Genomic DNA, 20,521 nt, shown 5'->3' with positions numbered 1-20,521 from the left:
GCAGATGCTGCCTGGCCAGTCATGAATGCCTACATAAATCAAGATTAGGGTGTATATAACCTTCTGTATGAAGATAATGCAAGAAGCCGCTGGACAATTGAAGACTAAATCAAATCTGGATTAAAATAGTTAAAGTGGAGCCTTGACAGCATGTGGTAAGTTATGATAAGTTTTATTTAAAATTGAAACCATGAAGGTTTCAGAGAGGCATATCAAAAATTTTGTTTAAATTGAGCACATGAAGGGAAAACCCATGAAGGGTTATAGAGATGTTGAGTATTGCCTTTTATGGGTTATTTTATTTTTTTAAAGGAGTTGGTGCTATGCATATGGCTGATGCCTTGATTTCACCGGCCGTTGGTGGAACCATGCTGGCAGCTACTGCTGGAATTGCGGCTTATTCTGCTAAAAAGGTTCAAAATGATATGGATGAGAGCAAAATTCCTCTGATGGGAGTTATGGGTGCGTTTGTCTTTGCGGCACAGATGATCAATTTCTCGATACCCGGCACCGGTTCCAGCGGACATCTTGGCGGAGGAATGCTGCTGGCAATACTTCTGGGGCCTTACGCGGGATTCCTTACAATGGCATCGATTTTGCTGATACAGGCACTGTTCTTTGGTGATGGTGGATTGCTAGCTTATGGGTGTAACGTTTTTAATCTTGGCTTTTATACCTGCTTTGTAGCTTATCCTCTTATCTATAAAAAGCTTGTGCGTAAAGGCGTTAATCCAAGGAGTATTTTTGTTGGTTCTATGGTTTCATCGATGGTTGGCTTGCAGCTTGGGGCTTTCAGCGTTGTGGTTCAGACGCTCTTGTCAGGGAAGACTGAACTGCCTTTTGGCCAATTCTTGTTGCTTATGCAGCCTATACACCTTGCCATTGGAGTCATTGAAGGGCTGGCTACTGCAGCAATAGTTACCTTTATATGGAGAGCTAGACCCGAAATATTAGAAAGAGTAGCTTTTGGGAAATCGCTTGGTGGCGTGCCCATCAAGAAGGTCCTGACAGGGCTTGTGGTTGCGGTGGTTATAGTAGGTGGTTTGCTTTCCTGGTTTGCCTCCACCAATCCTGATGGTTTGGAATGGTCTATTGAAAGAGTAGCGGGTACAGCTGAACTGGAAACTCCCGATGGTATTCACAAGATATTTTCTGAGATTCAAAGCAAGACTGCGTTTTTGCCTGATTATGGCTTTAAAACAGATCAAGATGATGTTCAAAACCAACCGGCTGTAGAGGATGAAGAAGCCTGGCCTTCAGTTGATGCCGGAACAAGCGTTTCGGGTATAGTAGGAGGAGCTATGACGCTTGTGTTGGCCGCATTTATGGGATGGATTATAAACATCTCAAAGAAAAAGAGGGGTAAAGCCGTTGTTTAACAGGGCTGTTGTTTAATATTTTACCTTTGGGAATGGTCTGTATGTCGAATATTGTAGATTCGCTATATAACATAAGGTTGCTGGATGACCTGGCTAGAAAAAAGACGTTCATACACATCATTCATCCCCTGATAAAACTGCTTACCACCATTGTTTATGTGGCTGTGCTTGTGTCGTTTGAAAGGCATGAGGTTAGCGCTCTTTTGCCTTTTGTCTTTTATCCTGTATTCATTCTTTCTTTTGCCGAGATACCAGTGGTTCCGATTCTGAAAAGAGTATTGCTTATTGAGCCTTTGATTATAGGAATCGGAATATTAAATCCGTTATTTGACAATTATAGTGTGGTGTTTGGTGACATTGTTGTTTCAAGGGGATGGCTTACTTTTTTGTCCATTTTTATAAAATGCAGCTTAGCGGTGACGGTCAGCATTTTATTGGTAGCAACCACGGGGATGGACAAATTGGCCCTTGCTCTGCGGATGCTTAAAATTCCCAGGATTCTTGTCCTGCAGCTTTTATTGACCTACCGATATATATGGTTGCTGATTGAAGAGGCTTTAAGGATGATGCAGGCGTATTCCCTGCGGGCGCCAGGCCGAAAAGGAGTGAAGATAAATGATTTGGGCTCTTTTTTAGGCCAGATGTTGCTTAGGGCTTTTGACAGGGCACAGAGGATATATCAAGCAATGAGCTTAAGAGGCTTTACGGGTGAGTATAATGCCGGTGATATATCGAAGATAAGGTTTAGGGATTTCGTATACTTTGCGGCATGGAGCCTGTTCTTTATTATTGCTAGAATCTACAATATCGCCGTATTAATAGGGGCATTGCTTACAGGAGTGGGTAGATAGATGAGCCATCATAAACTTGAAGCTAGAAGTTTGTATTTTTCATATCCGGATGGACACGAGGCCGTGAAAAACGTGTCTTTTACTATTTATCACGGGGAATCTGTAGGGTTAATTGGTGCCAATGGGGCTGGGAAGTCCACGCTATTGATGCTGCTTGTGGGGATTTTGTTTCCAAGCCGCGGAGAAGTGCTGGTTGGAGATGTTAGGTTGACAAAAAAGACGTTACCTGCTATACGCCAGAGATTAGGGTTCGTTTTTCAGAACCCTGATGATCAACTGTTTATGACCACTGTTTATGATGATGTGGCTTTTGGACCGCGAAATTACGGGCTTGATGAAGACGAAGTAAAGATTAGAGTAGAAAAAGCGTTGGAAATGGTGGGGATACCTCACCTGAAGGATAGGGCGCCCTTTAAATTATCAGGTGGAGAAAAACGGGTAGCTGCAATTGCATCCGTTTTATCCATGCAACCCGATATATTGATAATGGATGAGCCAACATCTGCTCTTGACCCTAAATCAAGACGGAGGGTAATAACTTTACTAAAAAACTTTAAACACACAAAGATAATCGCCAGTCATGATTTGGATATGGTGTTTGAGACCTGCAGAAGGGTGATTGTGTTAAATGAAGGTGAAATAGCGGCGGATGGAATGGCGGAGGAGATTTTGTTCAACAAGGAATTGCTGGAAAGCTGTGGGCTGGAAATACCTCTTTCTCTTCAGAATTGTCCTGTATGTGGGGCTTTTAAATATAAATCGATCTAAAAATTTTGATTTTGGTCTCAAACTTCGCATATAAGAAATGAGCTGTGAACATTTGAAAATTGCAATATTAAATGCAACACTTTTTTAAGGAAAAGTATGATATAGATATCCAAATTTTTACTTCTATAAATTGTAAAACCTAACGTTGTCAAGGGAAGGGTGGAGATTTTCGAGCGTAAGCGAGAAAATACTACCCGACCTTGACAACGTGCGCAAATGATATAATTGTTTCCAGGCCTTTTGGCATATCTATCCAAAAGGCCTTAACTATACACTATCATTACATTTTTCTCTTCAAATATCTGCTGTATTAGTCTGCCTGGGCATACTGTTCTCCTAGCGCTCTGCCTTTTTCCTTGTATATCTTCAATAGCTTTCCTAAAAAATATTCCTCTAGTAGTGTCCCCTAATTCAGTATTTTCCTGGGGTATTGATTCATCCATCTCTCTATCTCCTTAACCTTTGATAGTTGTCACCGTCGGTGTATAATTGACCCAGGAGCAACGAAAAGGAATTGACCCACCCCCCTGGCGAATTATCCCTCTGATTAATCCTACAAAGAATCGGAGGGAAATAAATGCTAGGGAGTGGATCTATTATCATGTTACACGAATTAAAAGCTAAGGGCAAGAGCATTTGTCCAATCGCTAAAGAGACTGGCCTTTCAAGAAATACTGTAAGGAAATACCTGAGAGCAGATGGTATTCCTCAAAGAAAACCTCATCCTAAAAGAGAGTCAAAGCTTGACCCATACAAGGATACTATTCAACAGATGATAAATTCAGGAATATTTAATTGCGAGGTCATTTATGAAAGGATTAAGGAGGAAGGTTACACCGGCGGCCGTACTATCCTGAGGGATTATGTAAGGCCGTTTAGGCCTCCTAGACAGGTTCCTGCTGTGCGCCGCTATGAAACTAACCCCGGCCAACAAGCCCAGGTTGACTGGGGAGAATATACCTACATTGCTGAAGGAAGCTGGCCAGGTGCGTAAACTTTATATCTTTGTTATGGTGTTAGGGTATTCGAGGGCTATATACGTGGAATTTACAAACCGCTGCAATATCCATACTTTCATTTGTTCCCTCATTCACGGATTTGAATATTTTGGTGGAGTAACTGATATAGTGTTCACAGACAGGATGAAAACCGTAATACTTGTTGATGAGAACAACAGGCCGATTAAGAAAAAAGTTCTATTGGAAATTAGATGCGACATTTCTGAAGGGAGATGTAAACAATTGAAATTATTAATAAAAAATGATATATTTTTGACTGAGTGGTAATAGGTGTTACTAACTATAAAGGTTAAAGAAATATAAATAGTTTTTGTTGAAAAACGCTCTCTTTTCTATGAGGACACTTGAACCTTGAAAACCATCCCTTTCAACCCATCCCGGTCGCCTGCCGTTCGTATTGCCGCCGGGTTTCGTCTTTTTTCCCCAACCCGTTTCGGTAGGCAGACATGCCGGATGCCTGAGCCACGCAAAGCAGCTTCGTTCTCCACACTGTACATCCCACGTGGTCGGCCGTCACCTCTGCAAAGACTTTCCCTGCCTTCTCCTGGGCCCGGCAGACCGCAGGAACGGCTATGTGAACTTCCCAGTGGAGGATTAGCCCTTGTTCGTTGGCAGCAACAAGCGTCTTGTACCCGAACTCCACCGGCTTGCCGGCTTTCCCTTTCGAAATGGGCCGGGTTTTCCGGCCGAAGAGATTGACCATGCAGTTTTTGATCTTTTCCCCTCGCTAGCTGCTGTCAAGCCTGCAGGGTAACACGGCCCAGCGTCTCGTGGAAGACTTCAAGGTCGTCGAGGAGAGACTCCTTTATGGTTCGGCCTCATTTGGCTAGGGACTCTTCTGCTTAGTGTAAGACCTCTCCTGGCCGGCGAAGGGTGTCCTCGGCTCTATGATGGCGAGCCTCCTCAAGATCCGGCGAAATTTGGCCCTGCCTTCACCGGTTCGTTCCCGGAGGCTTCGCATGGCCTTCCGGAGAAGCTTCTTGGCCTTCCGGGTGTGGTCCACAAAGGAGTGTGCCTTGAACAAACCCTTCTCTCGGAGCTTCTCCACCAGCCGCCCAAGCTTCTGGTAGAGGAGTCCGGTATCCGTCGAATAAGTAATATTGCTCTCGGTCACCGTGGTGTCCACCTTCCTTGAGTTTTCTACACTTTAACTTCTTCTTCCCGGCAAGATGCTGCAGGATGGCTTGGTTCATTTCCTCGAGTGTTCCCGAGCCGAACCAGTGGCCGATTTTGCAGATGGTCGAGTAATCGGGTGCTCTGGCGGTAACGGGTATATGGCAGAAAACCCGCCAGGAGATACGGTCCCGGACCTGGAGAGAGCTCTCGGTAGGGGAGGTCGTACATGAACTTGAGGAGGACCATGGCGGCGAAGGTATGCAAGGGGACCGTGGGCCGGCCGCTATTCTTCAAGCCGGCCTCGGCCGTCGCCTTATGATATCTTTCAACGAAAGGTTCTAGCGTCTCGGGGTTGTCAAGAATAGTCGCGATTTTCTCAAGTTCCGGATTCAGCCGGAAAAGTTCTTCGGAGAGAAATGGCATCCATAATTGGTTCTAGGTATATTTCCGGTTGTCGCGGATTAGCACTGAATCTCACCTCGAGGCCATCTTACCATATTTGGATGGCCTTGTGGATGGGGTGAATGTAGATTTGATAAGGGTTTGAAGGGGATGTTTTTCAACGGAAACTATTTAAGACTGCAAATTAAAGTATGAATACTTTTAAACAACAGGCTTGTATGTCATTTAAAATATAAAGAAAGGAGTGATGTGATGGATTTTAATAATCAAAAACTAAATCGGCTTGCTTCACCATGGAGGTATGCTCTTGGAATGCTTGGACTTACTATTCCCAATATGATGTATACCTCTTATGGAACATTCTTTTATAACGATAAAATAGGACTATCAATATCTTTAATTGCGTTTGGTACAATGTTGTTTTCTATCTGGGATGCTGTTAATGATCCACTGATGGGTTTTCTGTCCGATCGTACTCGAACAAGATGGGGTCGACGACGACCATGGCTTTTGATTGGCGCTCCTTTGTATGCAATTGCTATGACCCTGTTTTTCAATCCGCCAAAATCACTTGGGAATGGTACAAAACTTGCTATTTATTTCACTGTATTCCTTATGTTGACTGAAACAATGGGTACCATTACAGGCACTAATTACCATTCACTATTTCCAGAGTTATTTCGTGAAATTAAAGAGCGTACTGTTGCAAATGGTATTAGGCAGGCACTTCAGTTAGTGGGATTGATTATAGGTGTATCACTAACTCCAATGCTTGCGAAGAGCATTGGTTATTCTCTGACTGGAACATTATTTGCTTTTTTGGGTATGGGGATTTTTATATTTTCTGTATTAGGATGTAAGGAAGATCCAGAGTTTAGCAAATCCACAGTTCCCGGACTAAAGGAATCTTTCAAAGCAGTTATTACAAATAGTAATTTTTGGGCTGTTAGTTTTGCGAACTTTTTTTATCAGGCGACCTCAGCATTGTTATTAGCAGGTATCCCATTCTTTGTCAAATACACACTGAAGCTTCCTGATAGCCAGGCTACTTTTCTGACTGGAACAGTGTTTATTATTGCTATTCCTGCTGTTGCAGTATGGAGCTGGCTTGCTCGCAAGATAGGCTCTGTAAAGACATGGAGAATTGCTTTATTATGGCTTGGATTATCATTGCTTCCTTTTTTGTTTGTCAATTCTCTGATGCAATCAATAATTGCAGGTGCTTTTATTGGTATTGGCATCGCGGGTGTTACTGCAACACTTGATCTGGTCATTGCTCGTATTATTGATGAGGATGCAGCAAAAAGTGGGCTTCGCCGCGAAGGTATATATCAATCAACTGTAAGTTTTATCATCCGATTTTCAGGTCTTATGAAAAGTCTTGCGTTTATATTGCTTGCCATTTGGTTTGGTTTTGAAAGTGGGCAAAACCCTGGTCCTAACGCTGCACTTGCAAACCGGATGATGGTCTCGGCATTCCCTCTTGTGCTGATGACACTATCCTATGGATGTTCGTTGATAGTACGTTTTAAAAATCAATCTGTAAAAAATGTATGATTAAAGGAGGAATACAAAATGGATGAAAACAAGATCAAACAAATGCTTACTCCTCCTGACCTGATGGCAAGTAAGCGAGTTCTTTGTGTACAGCCACATCCTGACGATAATGAAGTGGGTGCGGGAGGAACCATCGCAAAGCTTTCGGAGCAGGGTACGGAGGTATACTATCTCACAGTGACCAATGGAGATCTTGGAATCCCAAATGTCACGCCAGAGGAAGCAAAGACCATTCGTGCAAAGGAATTGGAAGATGCTGGCCGTTATCTGGGTGTAAAAGGTTTTTACTCGCTCGGATTCCCCGATAATATGCCTCAGAGTATAGAGGAAATTGTGCCAGCAGTAGTAGAAATCATTCGTGAGGTGAAACCAGACACTATTCTCTGCCCGGATCCATGGTTGCCCTACGAGGCGCATGCAGACCATCGCAAAACCGGTTATGCGGTGGCGCAGGCTTTCCTGATGAGCGGTAACTCCAACTATCCACGCGGGCAACAAAACAAACCGTGGGAGCCACAGGTTATTGCATTCTATTTCACCGCGAATCCGAATACTGTGGTTGATATCACTGCCACGATAGAGAAAAAATTTGAGGCTATGGCGAAGCATAAAAGCCAGTTTAATGAGGAACTGATGCAACTGTACCGATATTATTTTACCATGAAGGGTAGGGAGCTCGCACAAGGAAAGGGTTTTGCTGTAGGTGAGGCATTTAAAGTGATGAACAGGCTGTTTTTACACTGCTTTGTAGACGCTATTTATATGTAGTGACTCAAACTTCGCAGTTAAATATAGCTTTCTAAGCCTTGAAAAATCAATAATTCAGCCAGACTATATCCCTCTAAGACGCTTTTTTACGCTCCATTTTCCTCTTATAATACTCGGGAAGTTTTGCAATAAAAGCATCAATCAACTCCTTAATTTGTTCACTTGAAAGAAATAGGCGAGACTGTCCAAAATTTTGTGTATGGATGAATAATGAAGCTCCTTTCTGGATAAAATTAACAACATAAATCAGAAAGGAGCGCTTTATTATGGGTGTTTTACCAAAAGAAGTGGTAAGAGAAATAATCAAGGAAAAAATTCTTGAAGGACTCCTTTAAGGATATCCTTCAAGAAATGCTAGAGGCAGAAATGGACGCAGAGATACCATAATTGGGACCATGTACTGAATCAGCTGTTGATAATTTACGGCAGCAGAATATATGTTATATAAGTTGTTGTTGAAAAATTATTAAGAGAGTAAAATATTGGCTTTTGCTACAAAATATTCCTGAAAAGCTTTTTGAGATTATGTAAAGGAAGGAGGAGGGCATACTACGCCAGCATAAAAAATTATTACCGAAAATATTCTATTTTATGCATAAAATACAAATAAAAGGTAACAATAGTAATGTATGAAAGAAATTGTTACCAGGTTAAAGTGACACAATAAACAACGCCAGAAAGGAGCCAAAAGCTCCCATACACAAAAATATTTACACTCCCAATTAAGTTTCCTTATTTAACCATTTGTTAGAGTTTTGTTTGTACAAAACGTAGGTAACTAGTATGTTTAAGAATACGAGGGGCAGCAAGCTCATCTTTTTTGTTTTTGACTCTTGGATTTGTAAAAGATTTGTTTTTGGTTTTCAAAAACAAATCCGAGGATCTAATGCGATCCTCGGAATCCTTGATTTTACTGGTGCGAAAGGGGGGACTCGAACCCCCACGGGTGTAAACCCCACTAGATCCTGAATCTAGCGTGTCTGCCAATTCCACCACTTTCGCACGTCATTTTAATGGTGGAGGGGGATGGATTCGAACCACCGAAGGCTGCGCCAACAGATTTACAGTCTGCCCCCTTTGACCACTCGGGCACCCCTCCACGTTTGGTGCCTCGGGGCGGAATCGAACCACCGACACGCGGATTTTCAGTCCGCTGCTCTACCAACTGAGCTACCGAGGCTTTTGATTGGCGACCCGGAAGGGACTTGAACCCTCGACCTCTAGCGTGACAGGCTAGCGTTCTAACCAGCTGAACTACCGGGCCACATTTATGGTGGGCCTTCAGGGATTCGAACCCCGGACCAACCGGTTATGAGCCGGCTGCTCTGACCGCTGAGCTAAAGGCCCATATCAATCTCTTGTTTCATTCATTTATGGTGACCCCTAGGGGATTCGAACCCCTGTTACCGCCGTGAAAGGGCGGTGTCTTAACCACTTGACCAAGGGGCCACTCTCTGGTCGGGGTGGAGGGATTTGAACCCCCGGCCCCATGCTCCCAAAGCACGTGCGCTACCAAGCTGCGCCACACCCCGACTCTTTCTAGTTACTTTCCAAAGGCAAATATTAATATACAGCATTTAATTTGTTCTGTCAAGAGGGAAAAAATTTTTTTATTTTATTGCTTCAATATGGTATAATTACAGTGCAGATACCTGTACTTTGAAGAAAGGGGAGGATTGCATGAACATAACCCACAATTACAATCCCTCTACCAATACGTGGGAGGTTTCCCTGTCAGGTGAGGTGGACGTATATAGTGCGCCTCAGCTGAAGGAGGTCCTTCACAGCCTTTTGGACCAGCATAACTCAAGCATAGTTATAGACTGCCAGGACCTTAAGTACATCGATAGCACTGGGTTGGGCGTGTTGATCGGGGTTTTGAAGAGAGTGAAGGACAACAACGGCAATATATCCATAAAGAATTTGAAGCCCTACATCAAGAAAATTTTTACAATCACCGGACTTGATAAAATATTTTTGATTGAGGTGCAGGAATGATGACCATGGACAGCGTTTATTTAAAAGTGCCGGCAAAGCCTGAGTATATGCTGGTCATACGGTTGACGACTTCGGCGGTGGCCAGCCGAGCTGGTTTTGATGTGGATGAGATTGAGGACATAAAGCTGGCGGTGTCTGAGGCTGGGACTTTTATGATGAATGAGGACAAGGGCGTTGAATGGCTGGAGCTTACTTTCAAGGTGGACAAGGAAGAGGGTATTTGGATTGATATATTTGCATCTGAAGCTGTTGATGAGGCTGTGCTGTTTTCGAAAAATGAGCAGACAGAGCTCAGCTTCTATATAATGGAGTCCCTTATGGATGGAGTGGAAAAAGCAATTGATAATGGATTTTTAAGGGGTATAAAGATGTACAAAAAATTTGGGGGTTAGTTTTTAATGAGCGTACAGACATCTACAAAGTCAGGTGCCGAAAATTTGGAAGCTTTGCTGAAGGAGTATTGTAAGACCAGGGACATAGAGCTGAGAAACCTTTTGGTGCAGAAATATTTATATATTGCCGAAATAATAGCCAAGAAGTTTGCCAACCGGGGAATCGACTATGACGATTTGTACCAGGTGGCTTCTCTGGCTTTGATAAAGGCTCTGGAGCGTTATGATATAAACAAGGGCTACAAGTTTTCCAGCTTTGCAACTCCTACCATAATTGGAGAGATAAAGAATTATTTCCGCGACAGAAGCAGAATAATCCGGCTGCCCAGGAAAGAGAGCGAGATGCTTAAAAAGCTGGAAGAAGCCCGGGCGTATCTTTCGGCTACTCTTGGGCGTTCGCCCAAACCCGAGGAACTGGCCGACTATTTGGATATAACCACCGAAAAGGTTTTAGAGCTGATGGAGTCTAACCAAAAGTCTAATCCCTTTTCGCTGGATTATTATATAGATGAAGATAATGAGACCGACCTGTCAGCAGTAATAGGCCATGAGGAAAAGGGATACATCGACATCGAAAATAAGGACTTTGTCGACAGCGTCATGGACAAGCTGAACGATGTGGAGAAAAAGATCATATATGAACGCTTTTATAATCAGCGAAGCCAGAAAGATATAGCAGAAGAGATGGGCGTTTCGCAGATGTATGTCTCCAGACTGGAACGAAAAATACTCAGGAAGCTCAAATACATGTTTAAAAACAGCATCTGAGAGATCGCTTTGATGTAAAATGATTACAATTGTTTTGTTTAAATGTTATAAAGAAGGGTAGTTATATAAATAAGGAGCTAAGTTTTGTTGAAAAACGATTTAAATCAGTCAATCGAATTTGAGCAACACCAGTTTTTGGAGGTAGTTGCCAGTGATGTTATTATTTAAAAAGGAAATTGTAGGAGCCAATCCTCAGATGGTTAGAGGGCTAGTAAGGGAAATAATGGAATGTATAGAATCTTGGCATCACTTGGAGGAAGAAGAGGATTATGAATTTCGCCTCATAATCAATGAACTTATTGTCAATGGTATTGTCCACGGGAATAAGTGTTTTGATGACAAGGTATTGACGGTGATTGTCCACGCGTTGGATGATAATACCATATCCATATGCATAAGGGACCAGGGAGGGGGTTTTAATTACAGGGAAATAGAAAGAGGTATTTTCCCCTGTGATTCTTTTTTGCTTTTGGAAAGGGGGAGGGGACTTAAAATAGTGCAGAGCATATGTGATGATATTAAATTCAGCAAGAATGGCAGCTGGATTAGCGTAAAGAAATCCATAAAGTCATAAGGGGATATAAACTGATTCGCTGCAATCAGAATATTTTTATTTTTGGAGGATTTTTTTGTTTTGCGGAGAAATAGAAAATATAGTAGAATAACTTTGAAGGGATTGGAGTTATGGGTAAGGACCTTGTAATTGGCAGAAGAAGAGTGCGTTTTCGCTTTTTTGTTTTTTTGTTTATGGCCATAATGGGCTGTTATTACCTTATATACTCTTCCGCTCGGTCGCCGGTTTACGGTATCGTGCAGTACGGAGAAATGTTGTTGAAAGATAGGGGCGATGCTTTGGTAATCCGGCAGGAAAGCGTGTATGAGGCTCCTGAGTACGGGCGCGTTACTTTTTTGGTAGCTGAAGGTGAACCGGTGGAGAAGGAGGCTCCTGTGGCCGTTTTATATAAAGCTAATTACAAGGAAGAGTTGGTGTATCAGCTTTACAACGTGCAGGAGAAGATATTGAGCTATCAGCAGGAAAATATAGTACAGGAGATTATCGATAAAGATTTGGAGAGAGTAGAGAAGGAGATAGCCGGGACGGTCGCATCTATCCAGATTGTGGTAAGGGATTTGCAGCTGGACAACCTGGATGATTACGAAAAGAGGCTTCGTTCATTGTTTGCCAGTAGGCAAAAGATACTAAACCAGAAGATGAAACCTGACCCTTATTTAGAAAGGCTTTACAAGGAAGAATCTGAACTGAATAGGCAGCTGGAAGAATGGAAGGTAGAACTGGTGGCCCCAGAATCCGGCCTCATAAGCTTTTCTTTGGATGGTATGGAGGATATACTGGGGGCAAAAGCGGTAAATTACATAACCATCGAGGACTTTAAGAGCTTTTATGGCAAAGATGTGTGGGAGCAGGAAGATGATGGGAAAGAGGCAAAAGCTGATCAGCCGTTTTTTAAAATCGTACAGCCCGGTAAGTGGTATGTAGCGTGCTTGATATCAAATTCACAAATTAACTATGTAGAAGGGGAAGAGGTGGATGTAAGCTTTATAGGCCCCCAGGTGCAAACCATTAAAGGCAGGGTGTACCGCGTTGTTGAAGAAAAAGGTGAAATCCTTGTGATAGTGGAATTTAATGAAAAGGTTGAAGATTTCATCAACAAGAGAAGTGTAAAAGTTGAGATAAGCAAGAATTTTCAGGGGTTTATGGTGCCTGCCGATGCCGTCGTTACCCGATGGGGTGAAAAGGGGATAAAGGTGGTTCGGGAGAATTCAGAAACTTTTATCCCGGTAGAAGTGGTGGCCTCTGATGGCGAGAGCGCTATAATTGTCGAAAAAGGAGAATCCAAACAGTTGGAGCTTCACGCCAAAGTCCGCATTGAGAGGTGATTTAGCAATGGACGTACAATACAACGTGAAGAGGGTATTGGAGAGAATCGCCGAAGCTGCCCATAGGGCAAATAGGGCCCCCGAAGATATTACGGTTGTTGCCGTAACTAAAACTGTTGAGGTAAGCAGGATAATGGAAGCCATCAATGCCGGCATCCGGCATATTGGAGAGAACAGGGTACAGGAGTTTGTAAAAAAGCACGAATTCATTCCCGCTGAGGTAAAGAGGCATCTGATTGGGACGTTGCAGACAAACAAAGTGAAGTATATAATAGACAAGATAGATTTGATACATTCGCTGGATCGCCTATCCTTGGCAAGGGAGCTGGACAAGCGTGCAGCGGCAGTGGGGAGGGTCATTCCCGTTTTAATACAGGTCAATGTATCCAAAGAAGCCACAAAGTCGGGCATCTTTGAAGAGGAGCTTGAAAGCTTTATCGAGCAGTTAGAACCCTTTAAGCATGTACGGGTAAAGGGATTGATGACCATAGCGCCGTTGTCGAGTAACCCTGAGGCTGTACGTCCTTATTTTGCGCGGCTCAAAGAGTTGTTCGACAGGATAAAGGAGAGGGGATATCCTCATATTGATATGGAATACCTCTCGATGGGGATGACCAATGATTTTGAGGTGGCCATTGAGGAAGGTGCCAATATCGTGAGGATTGGCAGGGCAATCTTTGGGGAAAGATATGTTTAGAAAAGGAGGAATTTTTATGGCGGGCGGTATATTTAACAAGATTCTGAATCTAATTGGACTGGAGGAGACCGTGATAGAGGAGAATCCGGAGGTCAGCGAACCTGAAGCTGAGGAACAAAATCAAGATCAGGAGCTGGAGGAGCCATCATTTTGGTCCAGGCAAAGGAAAGGCAAAGTTGTCAATATACATACTTCGTCCTATGTAAAAGTGGTAATATATCAGCCCACATCATTTGAGGATACTCAGACTATTATTAATAATCTAAAAAACAGAAAGCCTATTGTGGTTAACCTGGAGGCGCTGGACACAGGGCTGGCCCAGAGGGTGCTGGATTTCATAAGCGGGGCGGTGTATGCTCTCGATGGTACCATTCAAAAGGTGTCTAGAGGTATCTTTGTGCTGGCGCCCAGCAATATCGATATAGTGGGCAATATCCCGGAAGAATTGAAGGGTAAGAGCTTTTATACGTTGGCAAACATCAAGGAAGAGGGCACAGAATAGGGGGAGTGACATTGATATACTGGGGAATTATATATGTACTTAGGGGCATACGGTGGTTCTTGAACATACTGTCGTGGTTAATTGTCATTAATGCCTTTATGTCGTGGTTTATAGATCCAACCCATCCGATTCGGTCTTTTGTAATGCGGGTGGTGGAACCTGTGGTCAGTCCTTTTCGCAGGCTAACCGATAGGTTGAATACCTCGGGATTCCCTATAGATTTTTCGCCGCTTTTTGCCTATCTGGCGATAATGATTCTGCAACAGATCATAGAGGTTGTGGAAAACTTTCTGAAGTACAGGGCTGCGTTTTTTTAACGTTTTTGTGGCAATCTAAGAGAGGAGGATATTGGCTATGCCATTGACGCCCATGGATATTCACAATAAGGAGTTTTCCCGAAGCTTCAGAGGTTATGACGAGGATGAAGTAGATCAGTTTCTGGATGAAGTTGTACAGGATTTTGAAAAGCTTTATAAAGAAAACCTTGAACTTAAGGAGCGTATAGGCCTCTTAAAAGAGCAGCTGGAGTACTACAAATCCATGGAGAGTACCCTGAAGGAGACGCTGGTTACTGCACAAAAAACTGCAGAGGAAGTGACGGCCTCGGCGCATAAAAATGCCGAGCTTATCATCAAAGAAGCTGAACAGAAGGCGCATAAGATCATACAGGATGCTAATGAGCAGGTGGTAAAAATACAAATGGAATACGAGGAGACGAAAAAGCAGATGCAGATATTCAAGACCAGATTCAAGACGCTTTTGCAGGAGTATCTCCAAATAATAGAAAAGGAAGCGGAATTGCCGTCTGTTGAGGTCGAGGATCAAACTAGTGCTTAAAAGCTCATAAAGATGTATATTGATGATTAACACGGTGGGATAAAAAGCGCTGTGAGGGGGTATACTTTTTTCAGTATCCCCTTTTATGTTTTTTGGGGAGATGGTGCAACATGGGAAGGGATTGTCGGGCAAATAATGAGAAGGACACAAAGCAGCAAGCTTATTCAAAGATAGAGGAGATTGCCAGGACCCTTGAGAAGATGAGGTTTGACGACTATATAGAATATCTAAACGATACGAGGAGGATGATACGCACCAATTTCATAGCCGGCCTGGCAAGAGGGTTTGGAATGGCTGTGGGGTTTACCCTGTTGGGTGCCGTGGCACTGTATTTCTTGACCCGGCTGGCCAATAAGAATTTACCCATAATAGGCGGATTTATAGCAGAAATAGTTAAAATTGTCAAGCAACACCTGTGAACAGCTTTAAAAATATGGAGATATGTCTGATGGGTGTATTCGTGCTAGCAAATAGCAGTTCGCTGTCAACCTGCAATTAAAAACCTATTCGCTGTCAACCTGCAATTAAAAACCTAAGAGAAGGGAGAAATGAGATTCATGAAGGATTATGAGATTAAATATCTTAAGAAAAAACTGCTGGATGAACAGCAAAAAGTTGAGTCTATGCTTAACGAGTCCAAGAAAAACAATTTTGGGGTGGATGATTCCATAGGTAACAGCATAGAGGAGCTTTCCAAATACGATAACCATCCTGCCGATTTAGGGACCGAAACCTTTGAGCAGGAAAAGTACGTCTCCTTGCGCAATCATCAGTTAGAATACCTTGGCGATATACGCGATGCCCTGCAAAGGATAGAAAGGGGAAGTTATGGGATATGTTTATACTGCGGCAAGGAGATAGGCTTCGAGCGCCTGGATGCCTATCCAACTGCCAAGCTTTGTATCAACTGCCAGAAAAAAGAGGCTGAAGAACAGATTGACACCAACTGGGCCTGATTCACAAAAAGTTGTTATAAAATTGCTATGAAATGTGCTTCCCCTTATGTTATAATGTAGTACGGCTTAAACAACTCGATGGAAGGGGAGCACCATGCTGCAGGTATTTATCGTGGCCTTCATAGTGGTCCTTGATCAGGTTACTAAATATCTCGCCAAGACCTATCTTAAGCCAGTGGGGTCTATCCCTTTGATACCAAACGTTTTCCATTTTACCTATGTGGAAAACAGAGGTGCCGCATTCGGCATTTTGCAAAATCAGAGATGGCTTTTTATAGTATTGACGGTTGTAGTCAGCGCAGTGATAGTATATTATTTATTTACCCGCAGTCAAGAGAGCATAGTACTCACCATTGCGCTTTCCATGATACTGGGTGGGGCCATAGGCAACTTGATTGATAGATTGCGTTTGGGATATGTAGTGGACATGCTGCATTTTGTACTTATAGACTACCCGGTCTTCAATGTGGCCGATTCATTCGTGGTGATAGGCACAATATTGCTTGCCTATTATATCCTGTTTATGGCAGACTCAAGAGAGAGACAGCTCAGTTAGGTGTTTACTTATGGAAACTTTGAGGTTTGAAGTCGAGCAAGCGGATGACAAAAAGAGGATTGATGTCTTTTTAGCCGAGAAGATATCCGAGTATTCGCGTTCATACATTCAAAAGCTAATAAAAGACGGGCTTGTGCTGGTAAACGGTGAAAAGGTAAAGCCCAATTTCAAGGTAAAGCCCGGGTGCATCATAGATGTGACCATACCTCCGCCGCAAGAGATATCCCTTCAGCCCGAGCCCATGGAGCTGGATATAGTATACGAGGATGATGACATAGTGGTGGTCAATAAGCCCCAGGGGATGGTGGTACACCCCGCACCGGGGAATTATTCGGGTACACTGGTCAATGCGCTGCTCTACTCATGCGACGAGCTGTCGGGCATAGGTGGCATCATTCGTCCTGGAATTGTCCACCGTTTAGACAAGGATACCTCGGGCTTGCTGGTGGTTGCCAAGAATGATGCCGCTCACCGCAGTTTGGCGCAGCAACTCAAAGACAGAACTTTAAAGCGTGTTTACTGGTGTATTGTGGAAAAAAACATAAAGGGGGATAAAGGGGTTATCAATGCTCCAATAGGGCGCCATCCCATCAACCGCAAGAAAATGGCGGTGCTAAATGCGCCTACTGCAAAACCAGCGGTTACGCATTTTAAGGTACTTGAGCGGTTTGGAGAATATACCCTTGTCGAGGCCAGGCTTGAAACCGGCAGAACTCATCAGATACGGGTGCATATGGCGTATATAGGCCATCCTGTGGTGGGCGACAGCGTTTATGGTTCTCGAAAGCAAAAATTTAATTTAAAGGGACAGGTCCTTCATGCAAAGAAGCTGGGGCTTATCCATCCTTCCACTGGAGAGTATATGGAGTTTGAAGCGCCTCTGCCCGAATATTTTGAGAACCTGCTGGATATCCTGCGAAAAAATTATACCAAAAATTAAAAAAGGGTATGGACAACTTCCAGATGTTTATGTTATACTATAAAAAATTGAGTGGGCCTTTAAATCGATCCTGTGAGGTCGGTAAGGTGTGGTGGGATAGTTTGCGCAAAATTGCATCTGGTATGGTGTGTAGAGGGACGTCTTACCGATCGGTGAGATGTCTTTTTTTGTAAGAGGGGTGACTTGGACCATGATCCAAAAGGCGCTGATTATGGATGAGGTGGCAATGAACAGGGCTCTTACGCGAATAGCCCATGAGATCATAGAGCGTAACAAGGGCATCAAAGATGTAGTGCTGGTGGGTATACAGACGAGGGGAGTACCTTTAGCTCAGAGGCTGGCCAAAAAGATACAGCAATACGAGGGCCAGGAAATTCCCGTTGGCGTACTGGACATAACGCTGTATCGTGATGACCTATCCTCACAGCCCGAACAGCCCGTAATTAACGGTACGAATATTCCGTTTGATGTGAATGGCAAAATCGTGGTAATGGTCGATGATGTGCTGTTTACAGGGAGGACGGCTCGAGCAGCCATGGATGCCCTGATTGATTTAGGCAGGCCCAAGGCCATCCAGCTTGCGGTTTTAATAGACAGAGGACATCGCGAGCTGCCCATAAGGGCGGATTACGTAGGGAAAAACGTTCCTACATCAAAAAGTGAAAAGGTATACGTATATGTCGCTGAAGTTGATGGTATGAACAAGGTGATCATAGCCGAACCTTAAAAATTCCCTTTAATACAGTCCTGTGAGGCTGTCAAGGGAATTGCACCGGGTTTTATATGCCTTGATAGCCTTCTATCAAGGCATTTTTTGATGCTCAAAAACGAGCGACAGAAAATCAAATAAATCTTGAATTTTGGTGGGTGAGATAATGGCGCTAAAGCAAAAGGACTTGCTGGGACTTAGAGGATTGACCAGAGAGGAGATAGAGGAAATACTGGCGACGGCTGAAGAAATGAAATCCATTCTCTTAAGCAAGGTCAAAAAATCATCCCATCTACAGGGCAAATCAGTGGTAACGCTGTTTTATGAAAACAGCACCAGAACAAGGTTTTCGTTTGAATTTGCAGCCAAGTATCTGGGGGCACATACAGCCAGCGTTGCTGTCTCGTCCAGCAGCGTTGCCAAGGGGGAAAGCCTGATAGACACGGGGAAAACCATTCAAAGCATGGGGGTTGATGTCATCGTTATTCGCCATCCAATGTCGGGGGCGCCTCACCTTCTGGCCAAACATGTATCGGCGTCGGTTATTAATGCTGGTGACGGGATTAACGAACATCCGACGCAGGCGCTGCTCGACATGTTTACCATGAAGCAAAAAAAGGGGGCCCTAGATGGTTTGAAGGTGGCCATAATAGGGGATATACTGCACAGCAGGGTGGCGCGCAGCAACATATGGGGGCTCACTACCATGGGGGCCGAGGTGAGGGTGGCTGGACCTCCCACTCTTATGCCTCCCGATATTGAAAAGATGGGAGCCAAGGTTTTTTTCAAAGTTGAGGAAGCCGTAAGAGGGGCGGATGTGGTCATGGGACTACGGCTTCAAAGGGAACGCCAGCAGAAAGGGCTGCTGCCTTCTCTTAGAGAATACACGCGTCTGTTTGGCATAACCGAGGAACGGATACGGCTTGCCAAGAAGGATGCGCTGATTATGCACCCTGGCCCGGTAAACAGGGGTGTGGAGATATCCTCTAATTTGGTGGATGGAGCGCAGTCTGTCATCAATGAGCAGGTAACAAACGGAGTGGCTATCCGCATGGCGCTTCTATATCTCTTGACGAGGAGGAATCATGATGCTGTGCGTTAAAAACGGGATGGTGGTTGATGGGATCTCGGCTGTACCCTATAAAGCGGATATATTGATCGATAAAGGGAAGGTCATCGATATAGGAAACGGTATCGAAAATACAGCTGATGAAGTCATAGATGCCACCGGCAAGTGGGTACTCCCCGGCCTGGTGGATGCACACTGCCATTTAAGAGAGCCCGGTTTTGAATACAAGGAGGATATAAGTTCGGGAACAAGGAGCGCTGCCGCAGGAGGGTTTACCAGCGTCGCGTGTATGCCCAATACCAATCCAGTCATAGACAGTGCGGCCATGGTAAATTATATAAAGTCAATGGCAACGGCCAAAGGTGTGGTTAAGGTTTATCCCATAGCAGCCGTCACAAAAGGACAAAAAGGCGAAGAGCTCACAGAGATGGGGGAACTCAAAGAGGCAGGGGCTATAGCTCTGTCGGATGACGGCAGGCCCATCATGAACTCCCAGCTGATGAGGCTAGCCCTTCAGTATGCCAAGGGTCTCAGTATGCTTATAATCTCGCACTGTGAAGATTTGTCGCTGGTGGGGGACGGGGTCATGAACGAGGGATATATGTCGACGGTGCTGGGACTTAAAGGCATAACCCGGGCTGCTGAAGAGGTCATGGTGGCAAGGGACATCATACTGGCTGAGACGCTGGATGCTCCCATACACATCGCACATGTGAGCACCAGAGGCTCGGTGGAGCTGATCCGCCAGGCAAAGAGAAGAGGTGTAAAGGTCACTTGTGAAACTGCACCTCACTATTTCTCAGCAACTGATGCGTGGGTGGATGGATACGATGCCAACACTAAAGTGAATCCTCCTCTCCGTACCGATGACGATGTGGAGGCCATAAAACAGGGGTTAAAGGACGGGACCATCGATATCATTGCCACCGACCATGCACCTCACCACCGGGACGACAAAGAAGTGGAGTACAGCCTGGCTGCAAGCGGCATATCGGGTTTTGAGACGGCGTTTTCGCTTGCCTATACCAATTTGGTCGCGACGGGGATCCTTTCGATGGTGGAACTGGTACAAAAGATGAGCAAAGGGCCGGCTGATATATTGAATATAGATGGGGGGACCATACAGGTTGGAAACCCTGCAGACATAATAGTGGTTGACCTCGATAGGGAATACACCGTTGATGTTTCAAAATTTTATTCTAAGGGCAAGAACTCGCCTTTCCATGGCCATACTTTGAAAGGCAAGGTTATCCACACCATCGTGGATGGCAGGATAGTCATGAAGGATGAGAGAGTAATCGTTTAAAGGTCTATAAAACACCCTGGTGATGCGGTAAA

Annotated in this window: 24 protein-coding genes, 7 tRNA genes and 2 pseudogenes; 22 read left to right on the top strand and 11 right to left on the bottom strand. The window is 44.2% G+C overall.

The annotated features are described in order from the left end of the window. Nucleotides 1-323: 323 nt before the first annotated feature. The 3 genes from BM241_RS01530 to BM241_RS01520 are packed head-to-tail and all read left to right on the top strand — an operon-like array spanning nt 324 to nt 2,998. Nucleotides 324-1,379 carry an energy-coupling factor ABC transporter permease gene (locus BM241_RS01530; RefSeq protein ID WP_092281885.1) on the top strand — a complete coding sequence of 352 codons (1,056 nt, stop codon included), beginning with the start codon at nt 324-326 and terminating at the stop codon, nt 1,377-1,379. A 41-nt stretch (nt 1,380-1,420) separates the two neighbouring features. Continuing rightward, on the top strand, nt 1,421-2,230 hold the full coding sequence (gene cbiQ, locus BM241_RS01525; protein WP_092281870.1) for a cobalt ECF transporter T component CbiQ: 810 nt from the start codon (nt 1,421-1,423) through the stop codon (nt 2,228-2,230). Continuing rightward, complete coding sequence (locus BM241_RS01520) at nt 2,231-2,998, top strand: energy-coupling factor ABC transporter ATP-binding protein (RefSeq protein WP_025746989.1); 768 nt, start codon at nt 2,231-2,233, stop codon at nt 2,996-2,998. It abuts the gene before it with no gap. 263 nt (nt 2,999-3,261) lie between these two features. Here BM241_RS01520 and BM241_RS01515 read toward each other — a convergent pair whose 3' ends face one another. Then, on the bottom strand, nt 3,262-3,441 hold the full coding sequence (locus BM241_RS01515) for a hypothetical protein (RefSeq protein ID WP_025746988.1): 180 nt from the start codon (nt 3,439-3,441) through the stop codon (nt 3,262-3,264). Nucleotides 3,442-3,575: 134 nt separating this feature from the next. Between BM241_RS01515 and istA the strand changes: the two are divergent. Next, nucleotides 3,576-4,182: pseudogene (gene istA, locus BM241_RS01510) on the top strand (IS21 family transposase); the annotation flags it as partial. A gap of 202 nt (nt 4,183-4,384) precedes the next feature. On the opposite strand, the gene BM241_RS01505 reads toward istA, so the two are convergent. From BM241_RS01505 to BM241_RS13060, 3 genes and pseudogenes are all read right to left on the bottom strand, one after another. Next, nucleotides 4,385-4,720 carry a hypothetical protein gene (locus BM241_RS01505; protein WP_051456308.1) on the bottom strand — a complete coding sequence of 112 codons (336 nt, stop codon included), beginning with the start codon at nt 4,718-4,720 and terminating at the stop codon, nt 4,385-4,387. Nucleotides 4,721-4,843: 123 nt separating this feature from the next. Further along, nucleotides 4,844-5,131 carry a hypothetical protein gene (locus BM241_RS12730; RefSeq protein ID WP_025746987.1) on the bottom strand — a complete coding sequence of 96 codons (288 nt, stop codon included), beginning with the start codon at nt 5,129-5,131 and terminating at the stop codon, nt 4,844-4,846. 88 nt (nt 5,132-5,219) lie between these two features. Next, nucleotides 5,220-5,393 (bottom strand): annotated as a pseudogene (locus BM241_RS13060) (transposase); the annotation flags it as partial. Between the two features lie 394 nt (nt 5,394-5,787). Between BM241_RS13060 and BM241_RS01495 the strand changes: the two are divergent. Together BM241_RS01495 and BM241_RS01490 are read left to right on the top strand one after the other, a co-directional pair. Next, nucleotides 5,788-7,092 carry an MFS transporter gene (locus tag BM241_RS01495; protein ID WP_025746986.1) on the top strand — a complete coding sequence of 435 codons (1,305 nt, stop codon included), beginning with the start codon at nt 5,788-5,790 and terminating at the stop codon, nt 7,090-7,092. Nucleotides 7,093-7,110: 18 nt separating this feature from the next. Then, complete coding sequence (locus BM241_RS01490) at nt 7,111-7,860, top strand: PIG-L deacetylase family protein (RefSeq protein ID WP_025746985.1); 750 nt, start codon at nt 7,111-7,113, stop codon at nt 7,858-7,860. A gap of 914 nt (nt 7,861-8,774) precedes the next feature. Here the strand turns inward: BM241_RS01490 and BM241_RS01480 are convergent. The 7 genes from BM241_RS01480 to BM241_RS01450 form a co-directional block, all read right to left on the bottom strand. Beyond that, nucleotides 8,775-8,862: transfer RNA gene (locus BM241_RS01480), tRNA-Leu, on the bottom strand. A 12-nt stretch (nt 8,863-8,874) separates the two neighbouring features. Further along, a tRNA-Tyr gene (locus BM241_RS01475) sits at nt 8,875-8,959 on the bottom strand. Nucleotides 8,960-8,964: 5 nt separating this feature from the next. Next, nucleotides 8,965-9,040 (bottom strand) — tRNA-Phe (locus tag BM241_RS01470). A gap of 7 nt (nt 9,041-9,047) precedes the next feature. Further along, nucleotides 9,048-9,124, bottom strand: a tRNA-Asp gene (locus tag BM241_RS01465). Between the two features lie 7 nt (nt 9,125-9,131). Further along, nucleotides 9,132-9,207: transfer RNA gene (locus tag BM241_RS01460), tRNA-Ile, on the bottom strand. 27 nt (nt 9,208-9,234) lie between these two features. Next, nucleotides 9,235-9,309: transfer RNA gene (locus BM241_RS01455), tRNA-Glu, on the bottom strand. Between the two features lie 6 nt (nt 9,310-9,315). Beyond that, nucleotides 9,316-9,392, bottom strand: a tRNA-Pro gene (locus tag BM241_RS01450). A 148-nt stretch (nt 9,393-9,540) separates the two neighbouring features. On the opposite strand from BM241_RS01450, the gene BM241_RS01445 reads away from it, so the two are divergent. The 16 genes from BM241_RS01445 to BM241_RS01370 all read left to right on the top strand — a co-directional run bounded on the left by BM241_RS01445 (nt 9,541) and on the right by BM241_RS01370 (nt 20,489). After that, nucleotides 9,541-9,858: an STAS domain-containing protein gene (locus BM241_RS01445; RefSeq protein ID WP_025746983.1), complete on the top strand. Its 318-nt coding sequence runs from the start codon at nt 9,541-9,543 to the stop codon at nt 9,856-9,858. A gap of 5 nt (nt 9,859-9,863) precedes the next feature. Continuing rightward, nucleotides 9,864-10,250, top strand: coding sequence for an ATP-binding protein (locus tag BM241_RS01440; protein WP_143094034.1), 387 nt, complete (start codon nt 9,864-9,866; stop codon nt 10,248-10,250). Between the two features lie 6 nt (nt 10,251-10,256). Then, nucleotides 10,257-11,018: a sigma-70 family RNA polymerase sigma factor gene (locus tag BM241_RS01435; protein ID WP_025746981.1), complete on the top strand. Its 762-nt coding sequence runs from the start codon at nt 10,257-10,259 to the stop codon at nt 11,016-11,018. Between the two features lie 154 nt (nt 11,019-11,172). After that, complete coding sequence (locus tag BM241_RS01430) at nt 11,173-11,592, top strand: ATP-binding protein (protein WP_025746980.1); 420 nt, start codon at nt 11,173-11,175, stop codon at nt 11,590-11,592. 110 nt (nt 11,593-11,702) lie between these two features. Continuing rightward, nucleotides 11,703-12,917, top strand: coding sequence for a biotin/lipoyl attachment domain-containing protein (locus BM241_RS01425; RefSeq protein WP_025746979.1), 1,215 nt, complete (start codon nt 11,703-11,705; stop codon nt 12,915-12,917). 7 nt (nt 12,918-12,924) lie between these two features. Beyond that, complete coding sequence (locus BM241_RS01420; protein ID WP_035146019.1) at nt 12,925-13,614, top strand: YggS family pyridoxal phosphate-dependent enzyme; 690 nt, start codon at nt 12,925-12,927, stop codon at nt 13,612-13,614. A gap of 16 nt (nt 13,615-13,630) precedes the next feature. Next, nucleotides 13,631-14,116: a cell division protein SepF gene (locus tag BM241_RS01415; RefSeq protein ID WP_025746977.1), complete on the top strand. Its 486-nt coding sequence runs from the start codon at nt 13,631-13,633 to the stop codon at nt 14,114-14,116. An 11-nt stretch (nt 14,117-14,127) separates the two neighbouring features. Then, entirely contained in the window at nt 14,128-14,433 is a 306-nt protein-coding gene (locus BM241_RS01410; RefSeq protein ID WP_025746976.1) for a YggT family protein, read from the top strand. Nucleotides 14,434-14,470: 37 nt separating this feature from the next. Continuing rightward, entirely contained in the window at nt 14,471-14,953 is a 483-nt protein-coding gene (locus BM241_RS01405; RefSeq protein WP_025746975.1) for a DivIVA domain-containing protein, read from the top strand. A gap of 110 nt (nt 14,954-15,063) precedes the next feature. Beyond that, nucleotides 15,064-15,372, top strand: coding sequence for a DUF5665 domain-containing protein (locus BM241_RS01400; protein ID WP_025746974.1), 309 nt, complete (start codon nt 15,064-15,066; stop codon nt 15,370-15,372). Nucleotides 15,373-15,510: 138 nt separating this feature from the next. Then, nucleotides 15,511-15,909 carry a TraR/DksA C4-type zinc finger protein gene (locus BM241_RS01395; protein WP_177206059.1) on the top strand — a complete coding sequence of 133 codons (399 nt, stop codon included), beginning with the start codon at nt 15,511-15,513 and terminating at the stop codon, nt 15,907-15,909. Between the two features lie 97 nt (nt 15,910-16,006). Beyond that, nucleotides 16,007-16,465 carry a signal peptidase II gene (gene lspA, locus BM241_RS01390; RefSeq protein ID WP_025746972.1) on the top strand — a complete coding sequence of 153 codons (459 nt, stop codon included), beginning with the start codon at nt 16,007-16,009 and terminating at the stop codon, nt 16,463-16,465. Nucleotides 16,466-16,475: 10 nt separating this feature from the next. After that, on the top strand, nt 16,476-17,405 hold the full coding sequence (locus BM241_RS01385) for an RluA family pseudouridine synthase (protein WP_025746971.1): 930 nt from the start codon (nt 16,476-16,478) through the stop codon (nt 17,403-17,405). A gap of 157 nt (nt 17,406-17,562) precedes the next feature. Further along, the gene (gene pyrR / locus BM241_RS01380) at nt 17,563-18,132 is read left to right on the top strand and encodes a bifunctional pyr operon transcriptional regulator/uracil phosphoribosyltransferase PyrR (protein WP_143094033.1); all 570 of its coding nucleotides are present in this window, start codon (nt 17,563-17,565) and stop codon (nt 18,130-18,132) included. Between the two features lie 148 nt (nt 18,133-18,280). Further along, nucleotides 18,281-19,216 (top strand): aspartate carbamoyltransferase catalytic subunit, encoded by a 936-nt coding sequence (locus BM241_RS01375; RefSeq protein WP_025746969.1) that lies wholly within the window; start codon nt 18,281-18,283, stop codon nt 19,214-19,216. After that, nucleotides 19,200-20,489, top strand: a complete 1,290-nt coding sequence (locus BM241_RS01370; protein ID WP_025746968.1) for a dihydroorotase — start codon at nt 19,200-19,202, stop codon at nt 20,487-20,489. The genes BM241_RS01375 and BM241_RS01370 overlap by 17 nt, the downstream gene beginning before the upstream one ends. Nucleotides 20,490-20,521 lie beyond the last annotated feature (32 nt).

It is taken from the genome of Caldicoprobacter faecalis (genome assembly GCF_900115765.1).
Classification (GTDB): Bacteria; Bacillota; Clostridia; order Caldicoprobacterales; family Caldicoprobacteraceae; genus Caldicoprobacter; species Caldicoprobacter oshimai.
This window is presented reverse-complemented; position numbering and strand designations above follow the sequence as displayed.

Excerpts from the sequence above, each read along its gene's own strand:
- BM241_RS01530 (WP_092281885.1), top strand. The coding sequence starts at position 324 with ATGCATATGGCTGATGCCTTGATTTCACCGGCCGTTGGTGGAACCATG.
- cbiQ (WP_092281870.1), top strand. The coding sequence starts at position 1,421 with ATGTCGAATATTGTAGATTCGCTATATAACATAAGGTTGCTGGATGAC.
- BM241_RS01520 (WP_025746989.1), top strand. The coding sequence starts at position 2,231 with ATGAGCCATCATAAACTTGAAGCTAGAAGTTTGTATTTTTCATATCCG.
- BM241_RS01515 (WP_025746988.1), bottom strand. The coding sequence starts at position 3,441 with ATGGATGAATCAATACCCCAGGAAAATACTGAATTAGGGGACACTACT.
- BM241_RS01505 (WP_051456308.1), bottom strand. The coding sequence starts at position 4,720 with ATGGTCAATCTCTTCGGCCGGAAAACCCGGCCCATTTCGAAAGGGAAA.
- BM241_RS01495 (WP_025746986.1), top strand. The coding sequence starts at position 5,788 with ATGGATTTTAATAATCAAAAACTAAATCGGCTTGCTTCACCATGGAGG.
- BM241_RS01490 (WP_025746985.1), top strand. The coding sequence starts at position 7,111 with ATGGATGAAAACAAGATCAAACAAATGCTTACTCCTCCTGACCTGATG.
- BM241_RS01445 (WP_025746983.1), top strand. The coding sequence starts at position 9,541 with ATGAACATAACCCACAATTACAATCCCTCTACCAATACGTGGGAGGTT.
- BM241_RS01440 (WP_143094034.1), top strand. The coding sequence starts at position 9,864 with ATGGACAGCGTTTATTTAAAAGTGCCGGCAAAGCCTGAGTATATGCTG.
- BM241_RS01435 (WP_025746981.1), top strand. The coding sequence starts at position 10,257 with ATGAGCGTACAGACATCTACAAAGTCAGGTGCCGAAAATTTGGAAGCT.
- BM241_RS01430 (WP_025746980.1), top strand. The coding sequence starts at position 11,173 with ATGTTATTATTTAAAAAGGAAATTGTAGGAGCCAATCCTCAGATGGTT.
- BM241_RS01425 (WP_025746979.1), top strand. The coding sequence starts at position 11,703 with ATGGGTAAGGACCTTGTAATTGGCAGAAGAAGAGTGCGTTTTCGCTTT.
- BM241_RS01420 (WP_035146019.1), top strand. The coding sequence starts at position 12,925 with ATGGACGTACAATACAACGTGAAGAGGGTATTGGAGAGAATCGCCGAA.
- BM241_RS01415 (WP_025746977.1), top strand. The coding sequence starts at position 13,631 with ATGGCGGGCGGTATATTTAACAAGATTCTGAATCTAATTGGACTGGAG.
- BM241_RS01405 (WP_025746975.1), top strand. The coding sequence starts at position 14,471 with ATGCCATTGACGCCCATGGATATTCACAATAAGGAGTTTTCCCGAAGC.
- BM241_RS01400 (WP_025746974.1), top strand. The coding sequence starts at position 15,064 with ATGGGAAGGGATTGTCGGGCAAATAATGAGAAGGACACAAAGCAGCAA.
- BM241_RS01395 (WP_177206059.1), top strand. The coding sequence starts at position 15,511 with ATGAAGGATTATGAGATTAAATATCTTAAGAAAAAACTGCTGGATGAA.
- BM241_RS01385 (WP_025746971.1), top strand. The coding sequence starts at position 16,476 with ATGGAAACTTTGAGGTTTGAAGTCGAGCAAGCGGATGACAAAAAGAGG.
- pyrR (WP_143094033.1), top strand. The coding sequence starts at position 17,563 with ATGTCTTTTTTTGTAAGAGGGGTGACTTGGACCATGATCCAAAAGGCG.
- BM241_RS01375 (WP_025746969.1), top strand. The coding sequence starts at position 18,281 with ATGGCGCTAAAGCAAAAGGACTTGCTGGGACTTAGAGGATTGACCAGA.
- BM241_RS01370 (WP_025746968.1), top strand. The coding sequence starts at position 19,200 with ATGATGCTGTGCGTTAAAAACGGGATGGTGGTTGATGGGATCTCGGCT.